Source organism: Nocardia sp. CA-135398 (assembly GCF_050955845.1).
GTDB lineage: Bacteria > Actinomycetota > Actinomycetes > Mycobacteriales > Mycobacteriaceae > Nocardia.
In genome coordinates, this window is sequence record NZ_CP192084.1 from 1555104 (window position 1) to 1574585 (window position 19482).

General features: G+C 65.9%; 18 protein-coding genes. 13 read left to right on the top strand and 5 right to left on the bottom strand.

Annotated features, from left to right (window positions below; all coding sequences use genetic code 11):
• The first annotated feature begins 34 nt into the window (after positions 1-34).
• Complete coding sequence (pruA, locus tag ACQP1T_RS06970) at positions 35-1672, top strand: L-glutamate gamma-semialdehyde dehydrogenase (protein WP_433759112.1); 1638 nt, start codon at positions 35-37, stop codon at positions 1670-1672.
• A complete protein-coding gene (locus tag ACQP1T_RS06975) occupies positions 1669-2616 on the top strand; it encodes a proline dehydrogenase family protein (RefSeq protein ID WP_433759113.1) in 948 nt (315 codons plus the stop codon). The genes pruA and ACQP1T_RS06975 overlap by 4 nt, the downstream gene beginning before the upstream one ends.
• A gap of 29 nt (positions 2617-2645) precedes the next feature.
• Here ACQP1T_RS06975 and ACQP1T_RS06980 read toward each other — a convergent pair whose 3' ends face one another.
• Complete coding sequence (locus ACQP1T_RS06980; RefSeq protein ID WP_433762029.1) at positions 2646-3515, bottom strand: oxygenase MpaB family protein; 870 nt, start codon at positions 3513-3515, stop codon at positions 2646-2648.
• Positions 3516-3619: 104 nt separating this feature from the next.
• Positions 3620-4498 (bottom strand): oxygenase MpaB family protein, encoded by an 879-nt coding sequence (locus tag ACQP1T_RS06985; RefSeq protein WP_433759114.1) that lies wholly within the window; start codon positions 4496-4498, stop codon positions 3620-3622.
• A 187-nt stretch (positions 4499-4685) separates the two neighbouring features.
• Between ACQP1T_RS06985 and ACQP1T_RS06990 the strand changes: the two genes are divergently transcribed.
• Positions 4686-5315 carry a TetR/AcrR family transcriptional regulator gene (locus ACQP1T_RS06990; protein ID WP_433759115.1) on the top strand — a complete coding sequence of 210 codons (630 nt, stop codon included), beginning with the start codon at positions 4686-4688 and terminating at the stop codon, positions 5313-5315.
• Positions 5316-5319: 4 nt separating this feature from the next.
• On the opposite strand, the gene ACQP1T_RS06995 is transcribed toward ACQP1T_RS06990, so the two are convergent.
• Positions 5320-6171: an oxygenase MpaB family protein gene (locus tag ACQP1T_RS06995; protein WP_433759116.1), complete on the bottom strand. Its 852-nt coding sequence runs from the start codon at positions 6169-6171 to the stop codon at positions 5320-5322.
• A 132-nt stretch (positions 6172-6303) separates the two neighbouring features.
• Here ACQP1T_RS06995 and ACQP1T_RS07000 point away from each other — a divergent pair, with 132 nt between their 5' ends.
• Positions 6304-7731, top strand: coding sequence for an acyl-CoA synthetase (locus ACQP1T_RS07000; protein ID WP_433759117.1), 1428 nt, complete (start codon positions 6304-6306; stop codon positions 7729-7731).
• Positions 7732-7774: 43 nt separating this feature from the next.
• Entirely contained in the window at positions 7775-8164 is a 390-nt protein-coding gene (locus ACQP1T_RS07005; RefSeq protein ID WP_433759118.1) for a PPOX class F420-dependent oxidoreductase, read from the top strand.
• 3 nt (positions 8165-8167) lie between these two features.
• Here ACQP1T_RS07005 and dapD read toward each other — a convergent pair whose 3' ends face one another.
• Positions 8168-9115, bottom strand: a complete 948-nt coding sequence (gene dapD, locus ACQP1T_RS07010) for a 2,3,4,5-tetrahydropyridine-2,6-dicarboxylate N-succinyltransferase (protein ID WP_327093565.1) — start codon at positions 9113-9115, stop codon at positions 8168-8170.
• Positions 9116-9335: 220 nt separating this feature from the next.
• On the opposite strand from dapD, the gene dapE reads away from it, so the two are divergent.
• From dapE to ACQP1T_RS07040, 6 genes are all read left to right on the top strand, one after another.
• Positions 9336-10493 (top strand): succinyl-diaminopimelate desuccinylase, encoded by a 1158-nt coding sequence (dapE, locus tag ACQP1T_RS07015; RefSeq protein WP_433762031.1) that lies wholly within the window; start codon positions 9336-9338, stop codon positions 10491-10493.
• Positions 10494-10658: 165 nt separating this feature from the next.
• Positions 10659-11465, top strand: a complete 807-nt coding sequence (locus ACQP1T_RS07020) for a TIGR00730 family Rossman fold protein (protein ID WP_433759119.1) — start codon at positions 10659-10661, stop codon at positions 11463-11465.
• Complete coding sequence (locus tag ACQP1T_RS07025) at positions 11459-12061, top strand: TIGR00730 family Rossman fold protein (RefSeq protein ID WP_433759120.1); 603 nt, start codon at positions 11459-11461, stop codon at positions 12059-12061. The genes ACQP1T_RS07020 and ACQP1T_RS07025 overlap by 7 nt, the downstream gene beginning before the upstream one ends.
• Positions 12062-12065: 4 nt before the next feature.
• Positions 12066-13835, top strand: a complete 1770-nt coding sequence (locus tag ACQP1T_RS07030) for a long-chain-acyl-CoA synthetase (protein ID WP_433759121.1) — start codon at positions 12066-12068, stop codon at positions 13833-13835.
• A 140-nt stretch (positions 13836-13975) separates the two neighbouring features.
• Positions 13976-14860, top strand: a complete 885-nt coding sequence (gene folP / locus ACQP1T_RS07035; RefSeq protein ID WP_433759122.1) for a dihydropteroate synthase — start codon at positions 13976-13978, stop codon at positions 14858-14860.
• Positions 14857-15798: a glucosyl-3-phosphoglycerate synthase gene (locus tag ACQP1T_RS07040; RefSeq protein ID WP_364482022.1), complete on the top strand. Its 942-nt coding sequence runs from the start codon at positions 14857-14859 to the stop codon at positions 15796-15798. Before folP ends, ACQP1T_RS07040 begins: the two co-directional genes overlap by 4 nt.
• Before the next feature lie 838 nt (positions 15799-16636).
• Here ACQP1T_RS07040 and ACQP1T_RS07045 read toward each other — a convergent pair.
• A complete protein-coding gene (locus ACQP1T_RS07045; protein ID WP_433759123.1) occupies positions 16637-17284 on the bottom strand; it encodes an SRPBCC family protein in 648 nt (215 codons plus the stop codon).
• A gap of 138 nt (positions 17285-17422) precedes the next feature.
• On the opposite strand from ACQP1T_RS07045, the gene ACQP1T_RS07050 reads away from it, so the two are divergent.
• Together ACQP1T_RS07050 and ACQP1T_RS07055 are read left to right on the top strand one after the other, a co-directional pair.
• Positions 17423-18064, top strand: coding sequence for a TetR/AcrR family transcriptional regulator (locus ACQP1T_RS07050; RefSeq protein WP_433759124.1), 642 nt, complete (start codon positions 17423-17425; stop codon positions 18062-18064).
• A 393-nt stretch (positions 18065-18457) separates the two neighbouring features.
• On the top strand, positions 18458-19456 hold the full coding sequence (locus tag ACQP1T_RS07055; protein WP_433759125.1) for an NADPH:quinone oxidoreductase family protein: 999 nt from the start codon (positions 18458-18460) through the stop codon (positions 19454-19456).
• The last annotated feature ends 26 nt before the right edge of the window (positions 19457-19482 follow it).

The following is a 19482-nucleotide window of genomic DNA, read 5'->3' on the forward strand; positions in this document are numbered from 1 at the left end:
CCCGATGACCCGGTAACGGCGTTAGCCTTGGGGTATGGACGCTGTCACGGTAGTCCCTATCCCCAGCAACGAGCCGGTGCATTCCTACGCGCCGGGCAGTCCCGAGCGGGAACTGCTGATCACCGAGCTCACCGCGATCGCCGCCGAATCCGTCGATGTTCCGCTGGTTATCGGCGGCAAACACCGGCCCGGCATCGGGACTCGGCACGATATCGTCGCCCCGCACCGACATCGGCATGTGCTCGGTACCTATACCGACACCACGCATTCGGAAGCCCATGGCGCCATCGAGACCGCGATCGCGGCGGCGCCCGGCTGGCGCAATACGTCCTTCGACGAGCGGGCGGCCGTTTTCCTGCGCGCGGCGGATCTATTGGCCGGGCCGTGGCGGGAAACGGTTGCCGCCGCGACCATGCTCGGTCAATCCAAGACGGTCCAGCAGGCCGAAATCGATGCGCCGTGCGAATTGGTCGACTTCTGGCGGTTCAATGTGGCGTTTGCCCGCCAGATTCTGCAGCAGCAGCCGCAGTCGAGCGCCGGGGTGTGGAACCAGATGGATTACCGCCCGCTGGAGGGGTTCGTCTACGCGATCACGCCGTTCAATTTCACCGCCATCGCGGGCAATCTGCCGACCGCGCCCGCATTGATGGGCAATACCGTGGTGTGGAAGCCCTCGCCGACGCAGACGCTCGCGGCCTTCTACACGATGCGACTGCTGGAGGCGGCCGGACTCCCGCCGGGCGTCATCAATATGGTGACCGGCGACGGTGTCGAACTATCGGAGGTCGCGCTCGTCGATCCACGGCTGGCCGGTATTCATTTCACCGGCTCCACCAAGACATTTCAGTTCCTGTGGTCCCAGGTCGGTGCGAATATCGGCCGCTACCATTCGTATCCACGGTTGGTCGGCGAGACCGGCGGTAAGGACTTCATCGTCGCGCACCCGTCCGCGGATCCGGATGCGTTGCGTACCGCGCTGATTCGCGGCGCCTACGAATATCAGGGCCAGAAATGTTCGGCGGCTTCGCGCGCCTATATCGCACGCTCGGCATGGCGGACGATCGGTGACGACTTCCTGCAGCTGACCCGCGAACTGAGCTACGGCGATGTCACCGATCTGACGAATTTCGGTGGGGCACTGATCGATCGGCGCGCCTATGACAAGAATGCGGCCGCCATCGAACGCGCCAGGTCGGCGGGCATCGCCATTCCGGCGGGCGGCACATACGACGACAGCGAGGGCTGGTTCGTCCGGCCCACGGTACTGGTAGTGGACGATCCGCGCGACGATGCCTTCACCACCGAATATTTCGGTCCCATCCTCGCGGTGCACGTCTATGACGATGCCGAACCCGGCTCCTACCCGGCGATATTGGCCGAGGTGGAGTCGGCGGCACCCTACGCATTGACCGGTGCGATCTTCGCCCAGGACCGCAAGGCCGTCGAACAGGCCTCGGCCGCACTGCGATTCGCCGCGGGCAATTTCTACATCAACGACAAACCGACCGGCGCGGTCGTCGGTCAGCAGCCCTTCGGCGGCGCGCGCGCCTCGGGCACCGATGATAAGGCGGGTTCGCCGCTGAACCTGCTGCGCTGGGTCGCGCCTCGCACGATCAAGGAGACCTTCGTGCCGCCGGGTGATCATCGGTATCCGCACATGGGGTCGGAATGAATCCACTGCGGCCGGTCATACTCGCGGCCTCCACCTCACCGCGGATGAAGCGCATCATCACCGGTACGCCGGTGACCGCGGCGATCGTCCGGCGTTTCGTGGCCGGTGAGGGCCGCGACGAGTTGATTCCGGTGGTGCGGGGGCTGCTCGCGAGCCGTCGACTGATCAGCGTCGACTTCCTCGGGGAGAACACCACCGACCGGGCACAAGCCGATGCCACGGTTGCCGAATACCTTTCGCTGATCAACGATCTGGCGGCATTGAACGGTTTCCGAGATACCGCGGCGCGCACCGAGGTGTCGGTGAAACTGTCCGCTCTCGGGCAGGCACTGCCCGCGGACGGCCCGGCCATCGCCACCGAGAACCTGCGCATTCTGTGCACCAAGGCGGCCGAGGCCGGTGTGTGGGTCACCGTAGACGCGGAGGAGCACACCACCACCGAGGCCACGCTGGCCACGGTTCGCGAATTGCGCGCCGAATTCCCTTGGCTAGGTGCGGTATTGCAGGCGTATCTGCGTCGCACCGAGACGGACTGTCGCGAGCTGTCCGGTCCCGGATCCCGAATCCGCTTGTGCAAGGGCGCGTATCGGGAACCGCGTACCGTCGCCTATCAGCGCTCCGCCGAGGTGACCGATTCCTACCTGCGCTGTCTGGAGATCCTGATGCGTGGTGACGGCTATCCGATGGTGGCGACCCACGATCCGGTGCTCGTTCTCGCCGCCGAACAGCTGGCCGCCGAAACCAGCCGTGGCCCAGAACGATTCGAGCACCAGATGCTCTACGGGATCCGCGATCCCGAGCAATTGCGGCTGGCCGCCGCGGGCAATGCGATGCGGGTCTATGTGCCATATGGCGGCCAGTGGTACGGCTACCTGACCCGCCGCCTCGCCGAACGTCCGGCCAACCTCACATTCTTTCTGCGCGCGCTGGTCAGCAAGTCATAGGGGGATGGCAGCCGGCGGGGTGGGTGAACTCAGACGAGCGGCTTGCCGAGACGATGCCGCCTGCGCATATCCCACAGGCACAGGTTCATCGGAAAGAGCCTGGCGGGCTTGGGAAGTATGCGGTGCACGGCGCCGATCGCACGCAGCAATCGGTTGGCGAAGCGCTCCTGACGTTCGCTCCAATCCATGCGCATCTCCGCACGCAGGTGCGCCGGCAGCAGACTGGTCACCAGGAACCGCTGCAGCGGGCCGAATATGCGCAACGGCCAGGCGACCATCTTCAGATCGATGAGATCGTTGAAGTAGGCGCGGGTGCGGGCATCGACGGTTTTGGTCGCGAGAGTGGCGTTCCAATACTCCTGGAAGGCCTTTCGGTCGCGGGGCCACATTTCCGGTCGCATTTGCAGGGTGGTGCCGAGCCGAGCGGCGTACTGGTAGAGCACATCCGCGGTGTCCTCGTCCATCGGCCCGTGCAGTCGCTCCTCCAGATCGACAAGGCCCCAATACAAACAGGCGGCGACCCACAATTGCAGCTTCGGGTCGAAGGCGTTGTATTTGACCGCGGCGCCCGGCTTCGAATGCACCGCCCGATGTGAGCCGTTGACGGCCTCGCGATAGTTCGCACGATCCTCTTCGGTGCCCATCAGCGCCACCGCGAGATAGGTCAGTGTGGTGCGCGTCCGCTTCCACGGGTGCACGTCGATGCGGCCGGATTCGACCGTGCTCTCCATGACGCCATAGGCGACCGGCCGCAGGCTGAGCTGCATGATGACATTGGCCGTCCCGCCGAGGAAGGCCGCGACACCGCTCCAGAATTCGTCCATCGCGAAGTTGTCGACGGTGCCGTAGCGGCAGGTCGGTCCGGGATCGGGCGGTTCCACGGGTAGCGGCAAGGTCATCATTGGCCTCGTCTTTCAGGGGGTTGATCAGCGGCAATCGAAAGGTGATGAGAAGAATTGGTATTTACCTTCTCATCACCTCGAAAGCGTGTCAAACGGTCCCCTTATACGAGCGGTTTACCCAGTCGGATGCGTCGGCGAACGTCGAACATATAGGCGTTCAACGGGAACATTCGCACCGGCTTCGGCATTCGGGTGTGCACCGCCGAAATCATTCGCAGCAGCCGATCGAAGCGCCGCTGATCGCGCTGGGACCAGCCCATTCGCATCTCATTGCGCAAATGCTGTGGCAGCAGGCCGGTTACCACGAAGCGCTGCAGCCGGGCGAAGACGAATCGAATGGGACGCGGCATCATCTTCAGATCGATGAGGCCGTCGAAGTAGTCGCGCAGGGCGGGTTCGATACCGCGCTTCGGCAGGTTCTCGTCCCAATACCGTTGGAACTCGGCACGATTGGCGGGCCACATCTCCGGCCGCATCTGCAAGGTGGTGCCGAGTCGAGCGCAATAGTGGTAAAAGTCCTCGGCCACATCGGGATTCATCGGGCCGTGCATACGGGAGTACAGATCGTCGATGCCCCAGTAGAGACAGGCGGCCACCCAGAGTTGCAGTGTGGGGTCGAAGGCGTTGTATTTCACCGGGCTGGTCGAGGTCGAGCGGACCGGCCGGTGCGACGTGTTCACCGCGTCCCGATACAGCGCGCGCTCTTCGTCCGAGCCCATCAGTGCGACCGCGAGATAGCTCAGGGTGGTGCGCAATCGTTTGATCGGGTGCAGCGTGACCTTGCCGCTGTCGACGGTGCTCTCCAGCACGCCGCGCCCGACGGGACGCAGGCTCAGCTGCATGATCACATTGGCGGCGCCGCCAAGGAAGGCGGCGATTCCGTCGATGTACTCCTCGACGGTCTCCGGGGTGATGGGGTCGACGGTAGTGGGGCCGACGTGATCGGAAAGGTAATCGGCACTGCGGAGTGGTTCGGTCATCGTTGACCTCGCCTTTCTGTGGCCGCTCGCAACACGGGCGACTGATGAGAGGATTCTATATAAACCTTCTCATTGCCTCGCAGTGGTGTCAATCACGTTTTCGGGGACGTTCGTCGGCGGCGCGACCTGATGGCATGCGATGCTAGCGGTGTCATCGTGTCATCGGAGCGGAATAGGGGTGGCTGTTATGGCGACGCTGACCAGACTGCTGGCGCTGGTGCGCAGCACCGGTCCGGAAGACCGCAACCAGACCCGGGTGCTGGATGCCGCTCTGCTGGCGTTCCTGGACTTCGGTGTCAAGCGGACCAGCATGGTGGAGGTCGCGCGGCGCTGTGGGCTGTCGCTGGCCACGCTCTATCGGCGTTTCGCGAGCAAATCCGATCTGATCCAGGCCGTCGGCATGCGGCAGGCGCGGCAATTCGTCGAGGAGGTGGATGCGGCGCAGCAGCGGCAGGTCGATCGCGATGCCGGTGCCGAGGAACAGATCGTGGAGCTGTTCGTCGCGTTCCTGAACGGACTGCGCGGAAATAAGCTGCTCGAGCGGTTGTTGAAGACCGAGCCGGAGATCGTGCTGCCGTATCTCACGGTCAAGGGTGCGCCGGTGCTCGAGCTCGGCCGCGACTATCTGGCGGAATTCATTACCCGGTTGCAGGGGGAGGGCAAGTTGCCCGAATACGATCCGGAGCCGGTCGCCGAGATGATCGCTCGGACGGCGCTGTCCTTGGCGCTGACTCCGCAGACGGTGCTTCCGCTCGACGACGACGCCGCGATCCGCAAGTTCGCGCGCGAGCATGTGGTCGTCTCGTTCCGGCTCTAGCCGATCACACCAGGCGCAGGCCGAACCGCCTGCGGATGCGCATATCCCACAGGTAGGAATTGATCGGAAACAACCTGGCCTGCTTCGGTATTCGGGCGGTGATCGTGCCGGCGGTATGCAGGATTCTGGCGAGTCGCCGATCATCCTTTTCACTCCAGGTCATGCCCATCTGGTCGCGCAGATGCTCGGGCAGCAGACCGGTGACCACGAAGCGGTGGAAGCGGGCGAACGGTAAGCGTGCGGGGCGCGGGAGCATCTTCAGATCGATCAGATCGTTGAAGTAGTCGCGGATCGGCGGATCGATGCTGGTCTTCGCGAGGTGTTCGGTCCAGTACTCGTCGAAGGCGACGCGGTCGGCGGGCCACATTTTCGGATGCATTTGCAGTGTGGTGCCGAGTCGAGACCCGTAGTGGTAGAAGGCTTCCGCGTCGGCCTCGTTCATCGGGCCGTGCATGCGCTGGTAGAGATCGCGGGCGCCCCAATAGAGGCAGGCGGCCACCCACAGCTGCAGTTCGGGATCGAAGGCGTTGTACTTCACCGGACTCGCCGCGGTCGATTTGACCGGGCGATGCGACACGTTGACGGCATCGCGATAAGCCTCGCGCTCATCGTCGGTACCGAGCAGGGCGACCGAGAGATAAGTCATGGTGGTGCGCAGCCGCTTGACCGGATGCAGCATGACCTTGCCGCTGTCGACGGTGCTCTCCAGCACGCCGTAGCCGACCGGCAGCGTGCTGAGCTGCATGATGACATTCGCCGTTCCGCCGAAGAATGCGGCGACACCATCGAGGTACCGCTCGATATCGAAGGTGGCCTCGGCGGGTGTGGACGCGGGTTTGCGAAACGGGCTGGTCATCGGGCGACCCCGTTCTCATCGTTGAGAAGGAATTGCTTAGACGTTCTCACCGTCTCAGGGGTGTGTCAACCGTCACGTTGTCGTCGAGGGGGAGCGTGCTGGCGCGGTGTGCTGCCGAAGTAGCGTGAACGAATGTCATTCGGTCCGCCGCTGCTGCTTCGATCGCTCGACCCGCTCGCCGTTGCCGGGGGAGCGGACATACCGGATGCCGTCACCATCGACGGGGTGACGTTGTCGCGCAGTGATTTGCTCGGCGCGGCCACGTCGGTGGCCGAGCGTATCGCGCGCGCCGATCGCGTTGCGGTACTGGCGCGACCCACCGTGACGACAGTGCTCGCGGTGGTCGGTTGTCTGATCGCCGGTGTCACGGTGGTGCCGGTGCCGCCGGATTCGGGGACCGCCGAGCTGGCGCATATCCTGGCCGACTCAGGTGCGCAGGCGTGGTTGGGGACGGCGCCGGAGGGGACGGATCTGCCGGTGGTTCCGGTGCGCGTGCACGCGCGCTCCTGGCATACCTATCCCGAACCCGACCCCGCCACACCGGCATTCGTGCTGTACACCTCGGGAACGACCGGCCTGCCCAAGGGGGGCGTGCTCAATCGCGGTGCCATCGCCGCCGGGCTGGACGCACTCGCCGACGCATGGGCCTGGACATCGAATGACGTTCTGGTGCACGGTCTTCCGCTGTTCCACGTGCATGGGCTGATCCTCGGCCTGCTCGGGCCGTTGCGGGTGGGCAGCCCGCTGATCCACACCGGTAAGCCGACACCGCGGGCCTATGCCGACGCGCCAGGCACGCTGTATTTCGGAGTGCCGACCGTGTGGTCGCGCGTGGTCGAAGATCCTGATGCGGCAAGGAAATTGGCCGATGCGCGGCTGCTCGTCTCGGGTAGTGCGCCGCTGCCGGTGCCGGTGTTCGAGCGGCTGCGCGAACTCACCGGACACGCGCCGATCGAGCGGTACGGGATGAGCGAAACGATGATCACACTGTCCACCCGCTTCGATGGGGAACGCCGTCCCGGATGGGTCGGCACGCCCGTCGCGGGTGTCGAGACCCGGCTCCGGGACGAGGCGGGTGCGGATGTTCCGCACGATGGGGAGAGCATCGGTGGGCTGCAGGTTCGCGGCCCGATGCTGTTCGACGGCTACCGCAACCGGGCCGAGGCGACCGCCGAATGCTGGACCGAGGACGGCTGGTTCAAGACGGGTGATGTGGCGGCCATCGATGCCGACGGTTTCCACCGCATTGTGGGCCGGGAATCGGTCGATCTGATCAAGTCCGGTGGTTATCGCATCGGTGCGGGCGAAGTCGAGACCGTGCTGCTCGGACATCCGGATGTGGCCGAGGTCGCGGTAGTCGGCCTCCCCGATGCCGATCTCGGGCAGCGGATCGTCGCGTACGTCGTATTGCGCGGTGCCGCACCGGATTCCATCGAGAAGGTGCTCATCGAGTATGTGGCCGAACAGCTTTCGGTGCACAAGCGTCCGCGCGAGGTCCGTGTGGTGGATTCGCTGCCGCGCAATGCCATGGGGAAGGTGCAGAAGAAGCTGCTCGGCTGAACGACTTGACCTCTACTTCAGTTCAGGTTCTACGGTCGCCGGTATGAGCGCAGCACTGACACCCGAACAGATCGACTACCTGACCACCCAACGCCTGGGCCGACTGGCGACCGTACGCCCCGACGGCTCACCCCAGAACAGCCCGGTCGGCTTCCACTACAACGCCGAACTCGGCACCATCGATATCGCGGGCTGGAATATGGGCAAGTCCTGGAAATTCCGCAATATCGCCACCAACAACCGCATCGCCTTCGTCGTCGACGACGTCGCCTCGGTCCAGCCCTGGCGCGTCCGCTGCCTCGAAATCCGCGGCACCGCAGAACAATTGACCGACGTGGAGCCCTACATCTCCGGCGTCTCCCGAGAGATGATCCGCATCCACCCGACCCGGGTGATCGCCTTCGGCCTAGAGGCTGGCGTCACCCACGGGTGAGGCTCAGTCGTTGGCGTGCAGGTCGGCGTTGAGTTCGATGCCGGTGCCCTTGCGGTGCACGACCTCGACGGCGCCGGTGGTGGAGTTGCGGCGGAACAGCAGGTTGTTCTGGCCGCTGAGCTCGGCGGCCTTGACCACGGTGCCGTCGGGGGTGGTGACCTTGGTGCCCGCGGTGAGGTACAGCCCCGCCTCCAGGACGCAGTCGTCGCCGAACGGGATGCCGAGTCCGGAGTTGGCGCCGAGCAGGGAGCGCTCACCGATGGAGATGATGGTGGTGCCGCCGCCGGACAGGGTGCCCATGGTGGAGGCGCCGCCGCCGATATCGGAGCCGTCGCCGACCACGACGCCCGCGGAGATGCGGCCCTCGACCATGGAGGCGCCGAGGGTGCCCGCGTTGAAGTTCACGAAGCCCTCGTGCATGACGGTGGTGCCGGAGGCCAGATGCGCGCCGAGACGGACCCGATCGGCGTCACCGATGCGCACGCCCGACGGCACGACGTAATCGACCATCCGCGGGAACTTGTCGATGCTGTACACGGTGACCGGGCCGCGCGCACGCAGCTTGGCGCGCGTCGCCTCGAAACCCTCCACCGCGGCCGGACCGTGGTTGGTCCACACCACATTGCTGAGCAAGCCGAACTGCCCGTCCAGGCTCACCTCGTGCGGCTTGACCAGCCGGTGCGAGAGCAGGTGCAGCCGCAGGTACACATCGTGGGCGTCCACCGGAGCAGCCGACAGATCGGCGATCGTGGTTTGCACCGCGATCACATCGACCCCGCGTGCCTCGTCGAATCCGAGCAGCGCCGCGTACTCCGCGGGCGCCTCGTCCAGGCGCTTCGTGCCGGTGTCACCGAAAGCGCCCAACTCGGGATTCGGGTACCACGTATCCAATACGGTCCCGTCCGCGGTCACATTGGCGATACCGACTGCTGCTGCTCCCTGAATGCTCACGTCATCAGAGGTTACCCACCCATCCGCTCGCGTGGTGAGCCACGTCGACGTGGGCCCGCGGACTCGCCTGGCAAACCCTCGCGGTCGAACGGCGCTGCCAAGTCACGGACCCGGCGAGGCTGGCGGTCGGCGGTTCGAGGGGCTGCGCCCGCGCCGGATGTCGATGCGCAGTGGAAGCACATGCCGGTGCATATCGGCCACCCGCATCGCCGCAATGGCGATGGAGCCGCTCGGGGAGAATTATCGCGGTCGTAGGCTGGCAGCCGTGACCCTCGACTTGCGCGCCGACCCCATCTCACTGACCGCAGCCCTCGTCGACATCCCCAGCGTCTCCCGCGACGAGGCGGTCATTGCCGACCTGGTCGAGCGCGCACTGCGTGAGCAGACCACCGGGTTCGAGGTGCTGCGGCACGGGAATGTGGTGCTCGCCCGCACCGATCTGGGGCGGCCCACTCGGGTCATCCTGGCCGGTCATTTGGATACCGTGCCCATCGCCGACAATGTGCCGAGCACCTTTGTGGACGAGGCGGGGGAGCGCCAGCTCTACGGCTGCGGCACCGTCGATATGAAATCCGGTGACGCGGTCTTCCTGCATCTGGCCGCGACCGTCGCCGAACCGGTGCACGATCTGACGCTGATCTTCTACGACTGCGAGGAGATTTCCGCGAAGTACAACGGCCTCAACCACATCGAGCGCGACCTCCCGGATTGGCTCGTCGGTGATCTGGCCATCCTCGGCGAACCATCCGGCGGTGTCATCGAGGCGGGTTGCCAGGGCACCCTGCGCGCCCGGCTCACCACCAAGGGCGTGCGGGCGCATTCGGCGCGATCCTGGAAGGGCGACAATGCGATTCATCGGTTGGCCCCGGTGCTGCAGCGCCTCGCCGACTACAAGGCCCGCGATGTCGATATCGATGGCTGTGTCTATCGCGAGGGCCTGTCCGCGGTCCGCATAGGCGGTGGCGTCGCGGGCAATGTGATTCCGGACGAAGCCGAGGTCGAGGTGAACTTCCGCTTCGCTCCCGATCGCTCCGTCGCGCAGGCCACCGAGCATGTGCGCGAGGTATTCGACGGACTCGAACTCGATTTCGAGCTCACCGACGCCGCCGCCGGCGCACTGCCCGGCCTGTCCGCCCCCGCCGCCAAGGATCTGATCACCGTCGTCGGCGCCGACAGTGTGCGCGCCAAATACGGCTGGACCGATGTCGCGCGCTTCGCCGCCCGCGGCATCCCGGCGGTGAACTTCGGGCCCGGCGACCCCAATCTCGCCCACAAGCGCGACGAACACGTCCCGGTCGCCCAGATCACCGAAGTCGCCGCGACCCTGCGCACCTACCTGACCGAGCGAGGCTCCGATTCCGCCGAACCGTCCCGCTGATTTCGTAAGTACATGGGTAACTCGTCGGGGCCGGGCTAACTTCTCCCACAGCCCTACCGCCGCCCGCCAACATCACAGCTGTCGCGACTGAGTCTGGCGCCTTAAAGGCTCGGAGAGGCGGGGGAGCCGCCTAAAGGCTCGGAGAGGCGGACTAGCGTGGGCGCCATGTCCACCGAAGCCGCCGATAACGAGGTCGCAAGCACGCCGAAGTCGACCCCCAAATTCCGCGGACCGATCATGTTCCGCCGCGACCGCAAACCTGGCGGCACCGCCGACCAGAACCTATTGGACCGGCACGGACCAAGCGATTGGGTGCACACCGATCCGTGGCGGGTGCTGCGCATCCAGGCCGAATTCGTCGAGGGCTTCGGCGCGCTCGCGGAACTGCCGCGCGCGGTCACCGTCTTCGGCTCGGCCCGCACCCCGGCGGGGCACCCGGAGTATCACGCCGCCATGGCCATCGGCGGCGCGCTGGCACAGGCCGGATTCGCGGTGATCACCGGCGGCGGCCCCGGCGTGATGGAGGCCGCGAACCGGGGCACCTCAGAGGCGGGCGGGTACTCGATCGGGCTCGGCATCGAGTTGCCGTTCGAGCAGAGCCTCAACGAATGGGTCGACCTGGGCATCAACTTCCGCTACTTCTTCGCGCGCAAGACCATGTTCGTGAAGTACTCGCAGGCATTCATCTGCCTGCCGGGCGGATTCGGCACCCTGGACGAGCTGTTCGAGGCGCTCACCCTGGTGCAGACCCACAAGATCACCCGCTTCCCGATCATCCTGTTCGGCAGCAAGTACTGGGCCGGACTCGTCGACTGGCTGCGCGATTCACTCGGCGGCTCGGGCAAAATCTCACCCGGCGACCTCGGCCTGCTGCATGTGACCGACAGCGTCGAGGAGGTCGTGCAGATCATCCTGGCCACCGCGGACGGCGCGACCGACACCGATGCGCTCGGGACGGAGGACCAGTGGTGAGCAACGGCGGATATGCGGTCTGCGTCTACTGCTCGGCCAGCACCGCCGATCCGGCGATGCTCGCCCTGGCCGCCCGGGTCGGGACCGAGATCGCTAGGCGCGGTTGGCAATTGGTTTCCGGCGGCGGTCACGTCTCGATGATGGGCGCGGTCGCCACCGGCGCTCGCGCGGGCGGTGCGCACACCGTCGGTGTGATCCCGAAACACCTGGTGCACCAGGAAGTAGCCGATGTCGATGCCGACGAGCTGATCGTCACCGACACCATGCGCCAGCGCAAACAGGTCATGGAGGATCGCGCCGACGCCTTCCTCACCCTGCCCGGCGGCATCGGCACGCTGGAGGAATTCTTCGAAACCTGGACCGGCGGTTATCTGGGCCAACACGGCAAGCCGGTGGTTGTGCTCGATCCCAATGGTTTCTATCGAGGTCTATTCGACTGGCTGGACCAACTCTACGATCGGAAGTTCGTGTCCCAGTCGGCCATGGCCCGGATCACCGTGGTCGACGATCTGTCCGCGGCCTTCGCGGCACTGAAGCCGGTGCAGGCATCCGAGGTGACGCGGGAGCCGGGCACCATTCTCGACGAGGAGAACTGACGCATTGAGCACCTCCGCCCAACCGAAGGTCAGCCTGTTCGATATCGCGAAGCGGTTGCCGCTCATGGCATTGGACGCACCGTCCATGCTGCGCGGCGCGCTCGGCATGCTGGTGCGGCCGGATGACAAATCCTCGGTCGGCCTGTACTTCCAACGCAACGCGCACCGGCATCCGGACCGGCCGTTTCTGAGGTACGAGGGCGAAACCTTCAGCTACGGTGCGGCCAACGCACAGGTGAACCGGTACGCGCGGGTGCTGGCCGATCGCGGCGTGCGGCGCGGTGACGTGGTCGGCGTGCTGATGACCAACCGTCCGGAAACCCTCTTCGTGGTGCTGGCCACCGTGAAACTCGGTGCGACGGTCGGCCTGCTGAACCACCACCAGCGCGACCAGGTGCTCGCGCACAGCTTCGGATTGCTCGACAGCGTACTCAATGTGGTCGGCGAGGAATGCCGGGCGGCACTGGACTCCCTCGCCGAACCCCTTGCCAATGTGCTGTTTTCGCAGGATCTGCACATGGCGGCCGAGGACGCCGACCCGGCCGATCCGCCGAGCTGCGCGCAGGTCACCGCGAAGGAACGCGCCTTCCTGATCTTCACCTCCGGCACCACCGGCCTGCCCAAGGCCAGCGTGATGACCCATCTGCGCTGGACCAAGAGCATGTCCGGACTCGGCGGACTCGGAATTCGCCTGCGCGGCAATGACACTCTGTACTGCTGCCTACCGCTCTACCACAACAACGCGTTGACCGTCGCGCTGTCCTCGGTGCTGGCCGCGGGCGGCACCTTCGCGCTCGGCAGGCAATTCTCCGCCTCCCGGTTCTGGGACGAGATCATCCGGGAACAGGCGACCGCCTTCATCTACATCGGTGAACTCTGCCGCTACCTGGTCAATCAGCCGGTCAAGCCGACCGATCGGCAGCACCGGGTCCGGCTCGCTGTCGGCAATGGCCTGCGGCCGGAGCTGTGGGATGAGTTCAAGAGCCGCTTCGGCATCGGCCGGATCGTCGAATTCTATGGCGCCAGCGAGGTGAATATCGCCTTCGTCAATGCCTTCGGGGTCGATCGCACCGCGGGCTTCGGGCCATTGCCCTATGCCATCGTCGAATACGATGATGCGACCGGAAAGGCCAAGCGCGACAAGGACGGTCGGCTGCGCCGGGTGCCGGGCGGCGGGGTCGGCCTGCTGCTGGCAAAGGTCACCGATCGCTCGCCCGCCGACGGCTATACCGATAGGGCCGCCTCCGAGGCGAAGCTGGTCCGCGACGGTTTCGACGACGGCGATGTCTGGTTCGATACCGGCGATCTGGTGCGTGATCAGGGTTGGCACCACATCGCTTTCGTCGATCGGCTCGGCGATACCTTCCGCTGGAAGGGCGAGAATGTCGCCACCACCGAGGTGGAGGGTGTGCTCGCCGGGTCCGACGCGATCTCGCAGGCGGTCGTGTTCGGGGTGGATATCCCCGGCACCGACGGCAAGGCGGGCATGGCGGCGGTGACGCTGCACCCGGACGCCGAATTCGACGGTCGCGCGCTCGCCGAACTGGCCTACTCCCGGTTGCCCGGTTATGCCGTCCCGCTGTTAATCCGGGTCGTCGCCGAACTCGAGCAGACCTCGACCTTCAAGAGCCGCAAGGTCGAACTCCGCAAGCAGGGCTACGCACCCGACGCGGATAGCCAGCTGTATGTGCTCGCCGGTCGCGCCGACGGCTATGTCCCGGCTTATGACGAATACGTCGCCGACGTGTCCGCGGCCCGCGCACCCAAGAACTAGCGCCGATCGAACCGCGGCGCTTTGGGCGCACTCGACCAGTTCCCCAGGTGCTGGCGAAATCCGTTGTTGCGCGTCCCAAGAATGGACCGTCCACCACCCGTTCGCCGGGGGCGTGTTACAGGACTAGGTACAGTCGGGGCATGTTCAGCCCCACCGTAGCGCCGCTTCCCACCTTGTGCGGCAAGCCGGTGGCGACCGATCGGGCGCTGGTAATGGCCATCGTCAACCGCACCCCCGACTCCTTCTACGACAAGGGGGCTACCTTCACCGACGCGGCCGCCATGGACGCGGTCGCGCGCGCGGTCGACGAGGGCACCGATCTGGTCGATATCGGCGGGGTGAAGGCGGGCCCGGGCACCGTGGTCGATGCGGCGGAAGAGGCTCGCCGGGTGGTCCCGTTCGTGGCGGCGATCCGAGAGAAGTATCCGGAGCTACTGATCAGCATCGATACCTGGCGCGCCGACGTCGCCGATGCCGCGGTGACCGCGGGCGCGGACTTGATCAATGACACCTGGGCGGGCGCCGATCCGGATCTGGTGCATGTGGCCTCCGATCGCGGGGTCGGCATCGTATGCAGTCATACCGGCGGGGCCGTCCCGCGCACCCGTCCGCATCGGGTGCGCTATGCCGACGTGGTGGCAGAAGTAACGCAAACCCTGTCGCGTGCCGCAGAAGATGCGGTCGCGGCCGGGGTTCGCAAGGATTCGATTCTGATCGATCCGACCCATGATTTCGGCAAGAACACTTACCACGGGCTCGAGTTGTTGCGGGGAGTAGACGTTCTTGTAAATACCGGATGGCCAGTCTTGATGGCGCTCAGCAACAAGGATTTTATCGGGGAGACTTTAGGTGTCGGTCTATCCGAACGGTTGGAGGGCACATTGGCAGCAACAGCATGGTCGGCGGCCGCCGGCGCCCGAGTCTTCCGAGTGCACGAGGTCGCCGAAACCCGGCGCGTCGTGGACATGATCGCCGCGATACAGGGCATCCGGCCCCCCGCACGAACTCTGCGAGGTCTGGTATGAATTTCCATCACCACGACAGCCCGCTCTGGGCGACGACGAATACCTGGGATACCCCGGACTGGACGGTCGAGGAACTGATCGCCGCCAAGCGTGGCCGCACCGTTTCGGTGGTGCTGCCCGCGCTGAACGAAGAGAACACCGTCGCCGATGTGGTGGCCAGCATTCGACCGCTGCTCGGCACCCTGGTCGACGAGCTGATCGTGCTCGATTCCGGATCGACGGATGCGACCGCCGAACGCGCGTTGGCCGCGGGCGCCGAGGTGATCAGTCGGGAACAGGCCGTTCCCGAACTCGATCCGATGCCGGGCAAGGGCGAGGTGCTGTGGCGGTCGCTGGCGGTGACCAGCGGCGATGTCATCGCCTTCGTCGATTCCGATCTCATCGACCCGGATCCGGCCTTCGTGCCGAAACTGCTCGGCCCGCTGCTGCTCGTAGACGATATGCATCTGGTGAAGGCCTACTACCGCAGGCCGCTGCGGCAGGCCGGTGCCGTCGACGCGCACGGCGGCGGTCGCGTCACCGAACTCGTGGCCCGTCCGCTGCTCGCCGCATTGCGTCCGGAACTGTCGCAGGTGCTGCAGCCGCTCGGCGGCGAATACGCGGGCACCCGCGAGCTGCTCACCTCGGTACCGTTCGCCCCCGGCTACGGCGTGGAGATCGGCCTGCTCCTCGACACCTACGACCGTCTCGGCCTATCCGCGATCGGCCAGGTGAACCTGGGTGTACGCACCCACCGCAACCGACCCCTCGCCGACCTCGGCGTAATGAGCCGCCAGATCCTCGGCACCGTCCTCGGCCGCAGCGGTGTCCAGGATTCCGGTGCCGCCCTGACCCAGTTCCCACTGATCGGCGATGCCTTCACCGCGCACAGCACGGAAGTCTCACTCGCCGACCGCCCGCCGATGAACACACTGCGCCCGGCCTGGGCCGCGGCCTGACACAACCACGACGAACCCCGGGGTGCTCCTTGGTTTCTAGGGGTCGTCGCAACACCTAGGCCGTGAGTAGATCACGTAAGCGCTCGGCTGGGGTATCCCAGTCGAGCGTTTTGCGTGGGCGGCCGTTGAGTTCCTCCGCGTGAACCCAAGCTCCGAGCGCCCGGGTTCAACCGTTGCGATGCTGCTCAGTCTTGGGATGTTGTGCGCCGCAGCGGGTCTCAGCGGTCAGCACGGTTGGTGGCGAGGCAGGGTTGTGCTGCCGTTGTGGTGCCGTGTGGTTGTGGGATGTTGTGCGCCACAGCGGGTCTCAGCGGTCAGCACGGTTGGTGGCGAGGCAGGGTTGTGCTGCCGTTGTGGTGCCGTGTGGTTGTGGGATGTTGTGCGCCACAGCGGGTCTCAGCGGTCAGCACGGTTGGTGGCGAGGCAGGGTTGTGCTGCCGTTGTGGTGACGCGGGGTTGTGGGATGTCGTGCGCAGCAGTGGGTCTCGGCGGTCAGCGTGGTAGGTGGCGAGGCAGGGTTGTGCTGCCGTTGTGGTGACGTGTGGTCGTGGGATGTCGTGCGCCGCAGCGGGTCTCAGCGGTCGTGCGGTAGGTGGCGAGGCAGGGTTGTGCTGCCGTTGTGGTGACGCGTGGTCGTGGGATGTCGTGCGCAGCAGTCGTTCTCGGCCGTCGGCCGCTATGCCGTTGCGGTGATGCGCCCTCGTGAAATGTCTGCGCAGCAGTGGGTCTCGGCCGTCCAGCGCGGTAGGTGGCAAGGCAGGGTTGCGATGCTGACCGCGCTGCGGGGTAGCAGTCTGTTAGTTGCCGCCGAGATGTGTTGGCGGGCATGGTTTTTCTTCTACTCTTCGGCGGCGCCCCGCAGGTTGGCGAGCCAGGCTTCCAGACCGGCGCCGAGGAAGTGGGTGGAGGTCGGTACGTCCGCTTCGACTTGGGCTCCGTTCCAGTTCTCCTCGGTGCGCACGAGGACGCCGTCGTCCGTCGGGGTGAAAGTCCAGACATGGATGCCGCCGTCGATGCCCATGCCGTCACCGATTGCCGGGCCGGTCCAGCGGATGCACCGGCCGGGTTGCAGCTGCTGGACGGTAGAAGTGATGGTCAGGGTGGTCGCGGGGGTTGTGGCGGTGGCGGGGACGGGAGTGGTCCACCGGAACTGCGAACCAGCCTGAAATGGCCCCGAGTCGAGGCGCTTCACGCTGGTGACGGGCTGCTGCCAAGTCGGCCAGCGTTCCACATCGGTCTGCAGGTTCCAGATGGTGTCCAGTGGCGCCTTGATCAGGGCCTCGGTCCGGTAGTGGATCGGCGCGGCCGGATCGATGCCCTCCCCGTCGCAGGTCAGTGGTGTCGCGTCCGCGATGGGTCCGTCGGCGAGGGCCGGTGTGGCAGTGGTGCCGAGGATTGCGGCGGTCAGCGCGATCCCGATCAGAGCGGCCCGCCCGCTGCGACGGCCGACGGACTTCGGTGTGTTGAACGGGCGAGTGTCAGTCATGGTTCTGCTCCTCATTGATGGCCGACCCGAAGATCGATGGTTATTCCTTCTTGCGTTGGTTAGAACCTATAACATTCCAGCTGTGAGATGCAAGAGCAAAAGTGATAGCCTCTAACGAAAATGGCGGAGGAGTTGCGCATGACCGAAACCGGCGCGAAGAGTCCACGGGAGCGCTATCGAGTGCAGATGCGGGCGGAGATCAAGCAGTGCGCCTGGGAGCAGATCGCTACGGCGGGCGCATCCGCACTGTCGCTCAACGCGATCGCCAAACAGGTCGGTGTGAGCGGCCCCGCCCTCTATCGGTACTTCGCCAGCCGTGACGACTTGATCACCGAACTCATTCGCGACGCCTACCGCGGCCTCGCCGACACCCTGCGCGCGGCTCGAGACTCGGGTGCCGACGTCGCCGGACTGGCCTTCGCGCTACGGGAGTGGGCCGCGGTCGACCCTCAGCGATACTTCCTCATCTACGGCACACCCATTCCCGGCTACCACGCCCCCGACGACACCACCGAGATCTCGAACGAAATCATGACGATGCTGATCGAGGCATTCTCCGCGCTGCCCGCCGACAGGCCGACGACACCGTTCGACGCCCACCTCGAACACCATCGCCGATGGGCCGCCGACCGCTCGATACCAGCCACCACCCTGCACCGCGCAATATCTTTCTGGACCCGACTCCACGGTGTCCTCTCGCTCGAGCTCGCGGGCCACTTCACCGGAATGGAGTTCGACCCCGCGCTGCTGTTCGCCGACGAGCTGAATACCCTCCGCTAACCGCACCCCTGGCTTGCTGAGCGGCGAATCTCGTCCGCAAGCTGGCGAGTCGTAGCGGGTCACCCGCGCCCGGGAGAATCGGGACGACCGCGAGATGCATCTCGTCTACCAGACCGGCCCGCAGGAACTGGCGGATCGCCGATGAGCCCGCGAGATCCGGACCGTCGGCAGCTCGAAATGCTTGGCGCAGAACCTCTTTCGGCATTTCGTTCACGAAATCGAACGCGTGCCATCCGCTCTCCGCAGCGACGGCCGCGTGCGATCCGTCGCGGATGCACTGAACAGCGCGGGGACGGCTGCCGATTCCTTTCGGTTGCTGCCCAGGTCTACATGTCGAGGGTGCGGCCCGCCGACGTGGCCGACCGCGACGAGGCAAGCCGAGAAAGTGAGTTGATGGCGTTGAGTATTCCCACCACGATGCGCGCCCTGCAGCAGACCTCGCTGCAAGGTCCGAAGGATATGCGTTTGATCATGGATGCGCCGGTACCGGTGCCCGGCCCGAGCGAGGTCCTGATCCGGATCGCTGCCGCCGGTGTCAACTTCGCCGATATCTCGCGGGCCTATGGCACGTTCCTCGGTGGTCCGCAGCCACCGTATCTGGCGGGTTTCGAGGCCGTCGGCGAGGTCGTGGCGGCGGGCGAGTCAGTGCGCGGCCGGCAGCCGGGGGACCGCGTAATCGGCGTCGGCTACGGGACTTTCGCCGAGTACACGGTCCTACCCGCGGCTGCGGCGGTGCCGGTGCCGATCGGCTGGAGCGCCGAGCAGGCGCTGGGCATGGTCGTGAACTGGCCCACCGCGCTGGCCGCGCTGAAGCCGCTCGGCCGCATCGCCGCCGGGGAGACCGTGCTGATCCACGCGGCGGCGGGCGCGACCGGCCAGGCCGCGGTAACCATGGCCAAGCACTACGGTGCGACCGTCATCGCCACTGCCTCGCCGGGCAAGCACGAGACGGTGCGGGCACTCGGCGCCGACCACGTCCTCGACTCCCGCACCGACGACCTCGCCGCCGAGGTACTGAAGCTGACCGACGGCATCGGCGCAGATCTGGTGCTCGAGTCCGCCGGAGGCGCCACCTTCGGCGCCAGCCTGGCCGCCGCCAAGCGGGTCACCGGCCGGATCATCGTCTACGGCGTGGCAGGCGGTGAAGCCGCGATCACCAACTGGGAGCTGGTGTACAAGCATCAGGTCCACATCATCGGCCTCAATATCGGCGTGCTGAGTCAGGCCGCACCGCAGATATTCGGCGAGCTCATGGGTGAGCTGTCCACGCTCATCGCTGACGGCGTCCTCACCCCCGCGCGCCCCACCGCCTACGACTTGTCCGACGGGCCGAAGGTTCTCGCCGAACTCGAATCCCGCGCCACCATCGGCAAACTGGCACTGCTGCCCTGATCGCCCGCATGCGCGCTGACCTGGGT

Bases quoted from the DNA above. Each gene is read 5' to 3' on its own strand.
- ACQP1T_RS07040 (WP_364482022.1), top strand. From the start codon at position 14,857: ATGAATTTCCATCACCACGACAGCCCGCTCTGGGCGACGACGAATACC.
- pruA (WP_433759112.1), top strand. From the start codon at position 35: ATGGACGCTGTCACGGTAGTCCCTATCCCCAGCAACGAGCCGGTGCAT.
- folP (WP_433759122.1), top strand. From the start codon at position 13,976: ATGTTCAGCCCCACCGTAGCGCCGCTTCCCACCTTGTGCGGCAAGCCG.
- dapE (WP_433762031.1), top strand. From the start codon at position 9,336: ATGGAGCCGCTCGGGGAGAATTATCGCGGTCGTAGGCTGGCAGCCGTG.
- ACQP1T_RS06980 (WP_433762029.1), bottom strand. From the start codon at position 3,515: ATGACCTTGCCGCTACCCGTGGAACCGCCCGATCCCGGACCGACCTGC.
- ACQP1T_RS06975 (WP_433759113.1), top strand. From the start codon at position 1,669: ATGAATCCACTGCGGCCGGTCATACTCGCGGCCTCCACCTCACCGCGG.
- ACQP1T_RS07050 (WP_433759124.1), top strand. From the start codon at position 17,423: ATGACCGAAACCGGCGCGAAGAGTCCACGGGAGCGCTATCGAGTGCAG.
- ACQP1T_RS07020 (WP_433759119.1), top strand. From the start codon at position 10,659: ATGTCCACCGAAGCCGCCGATAACGAGGTCGCAAGCACGCCGAAGTCG.
- ACQP1T_RS07000 (WP_433759117.1), top strand. From the start codon at position 6,304: ATGTCATTCGGTCCGCCGCTGCTGCTTCGATCGCTCGACCCGCTCGCC.
- ACQP1T_RS06995 (WP_433759116.1), bottom strand. From the start codon at position 6,171: ATGACCAGCCCGTTTCGCAAACCCGCGTCCACACCCGCCGAGGCCACC.
- ACQP1T_RS07055 (WP_433759125.1), top strand. From the start codon at position 18,458: ATGGCGTTGAGTATTCCCACCACGATGCGCGCCCTGCAGCAGACCTCG.
- ACQP1T_RS06985 (WP_433759114.1), bottom strand. From the start codon at position 4,498: ATGACCGAACCACTCCGCAGTGCCGATTACCTTTCCGATCACGTCGGC.
- ACQP1T_RS07045 (WP_433759123.1), bottom strand. From the start codon at position 17,284: ATGACTGACACTCGCCCGTTCAACACACCGAAGTCCGTCGGCCGTCGC.
- ACQP1T_RS06990 (WP_433759115.1), top strand. From the start codon at position 4,686: ATGGCGACGCTGACCAGACTGCTGGCGCTGGTGCGCAGCACCGGTCCG.
- ACQP1T_RS07005 (WP_433759118.1), top strand. From the start codon at position 7,775: ATGAGCGCAGCACTGACACCCGAACAGATCGACTACCTGACCACCCAA.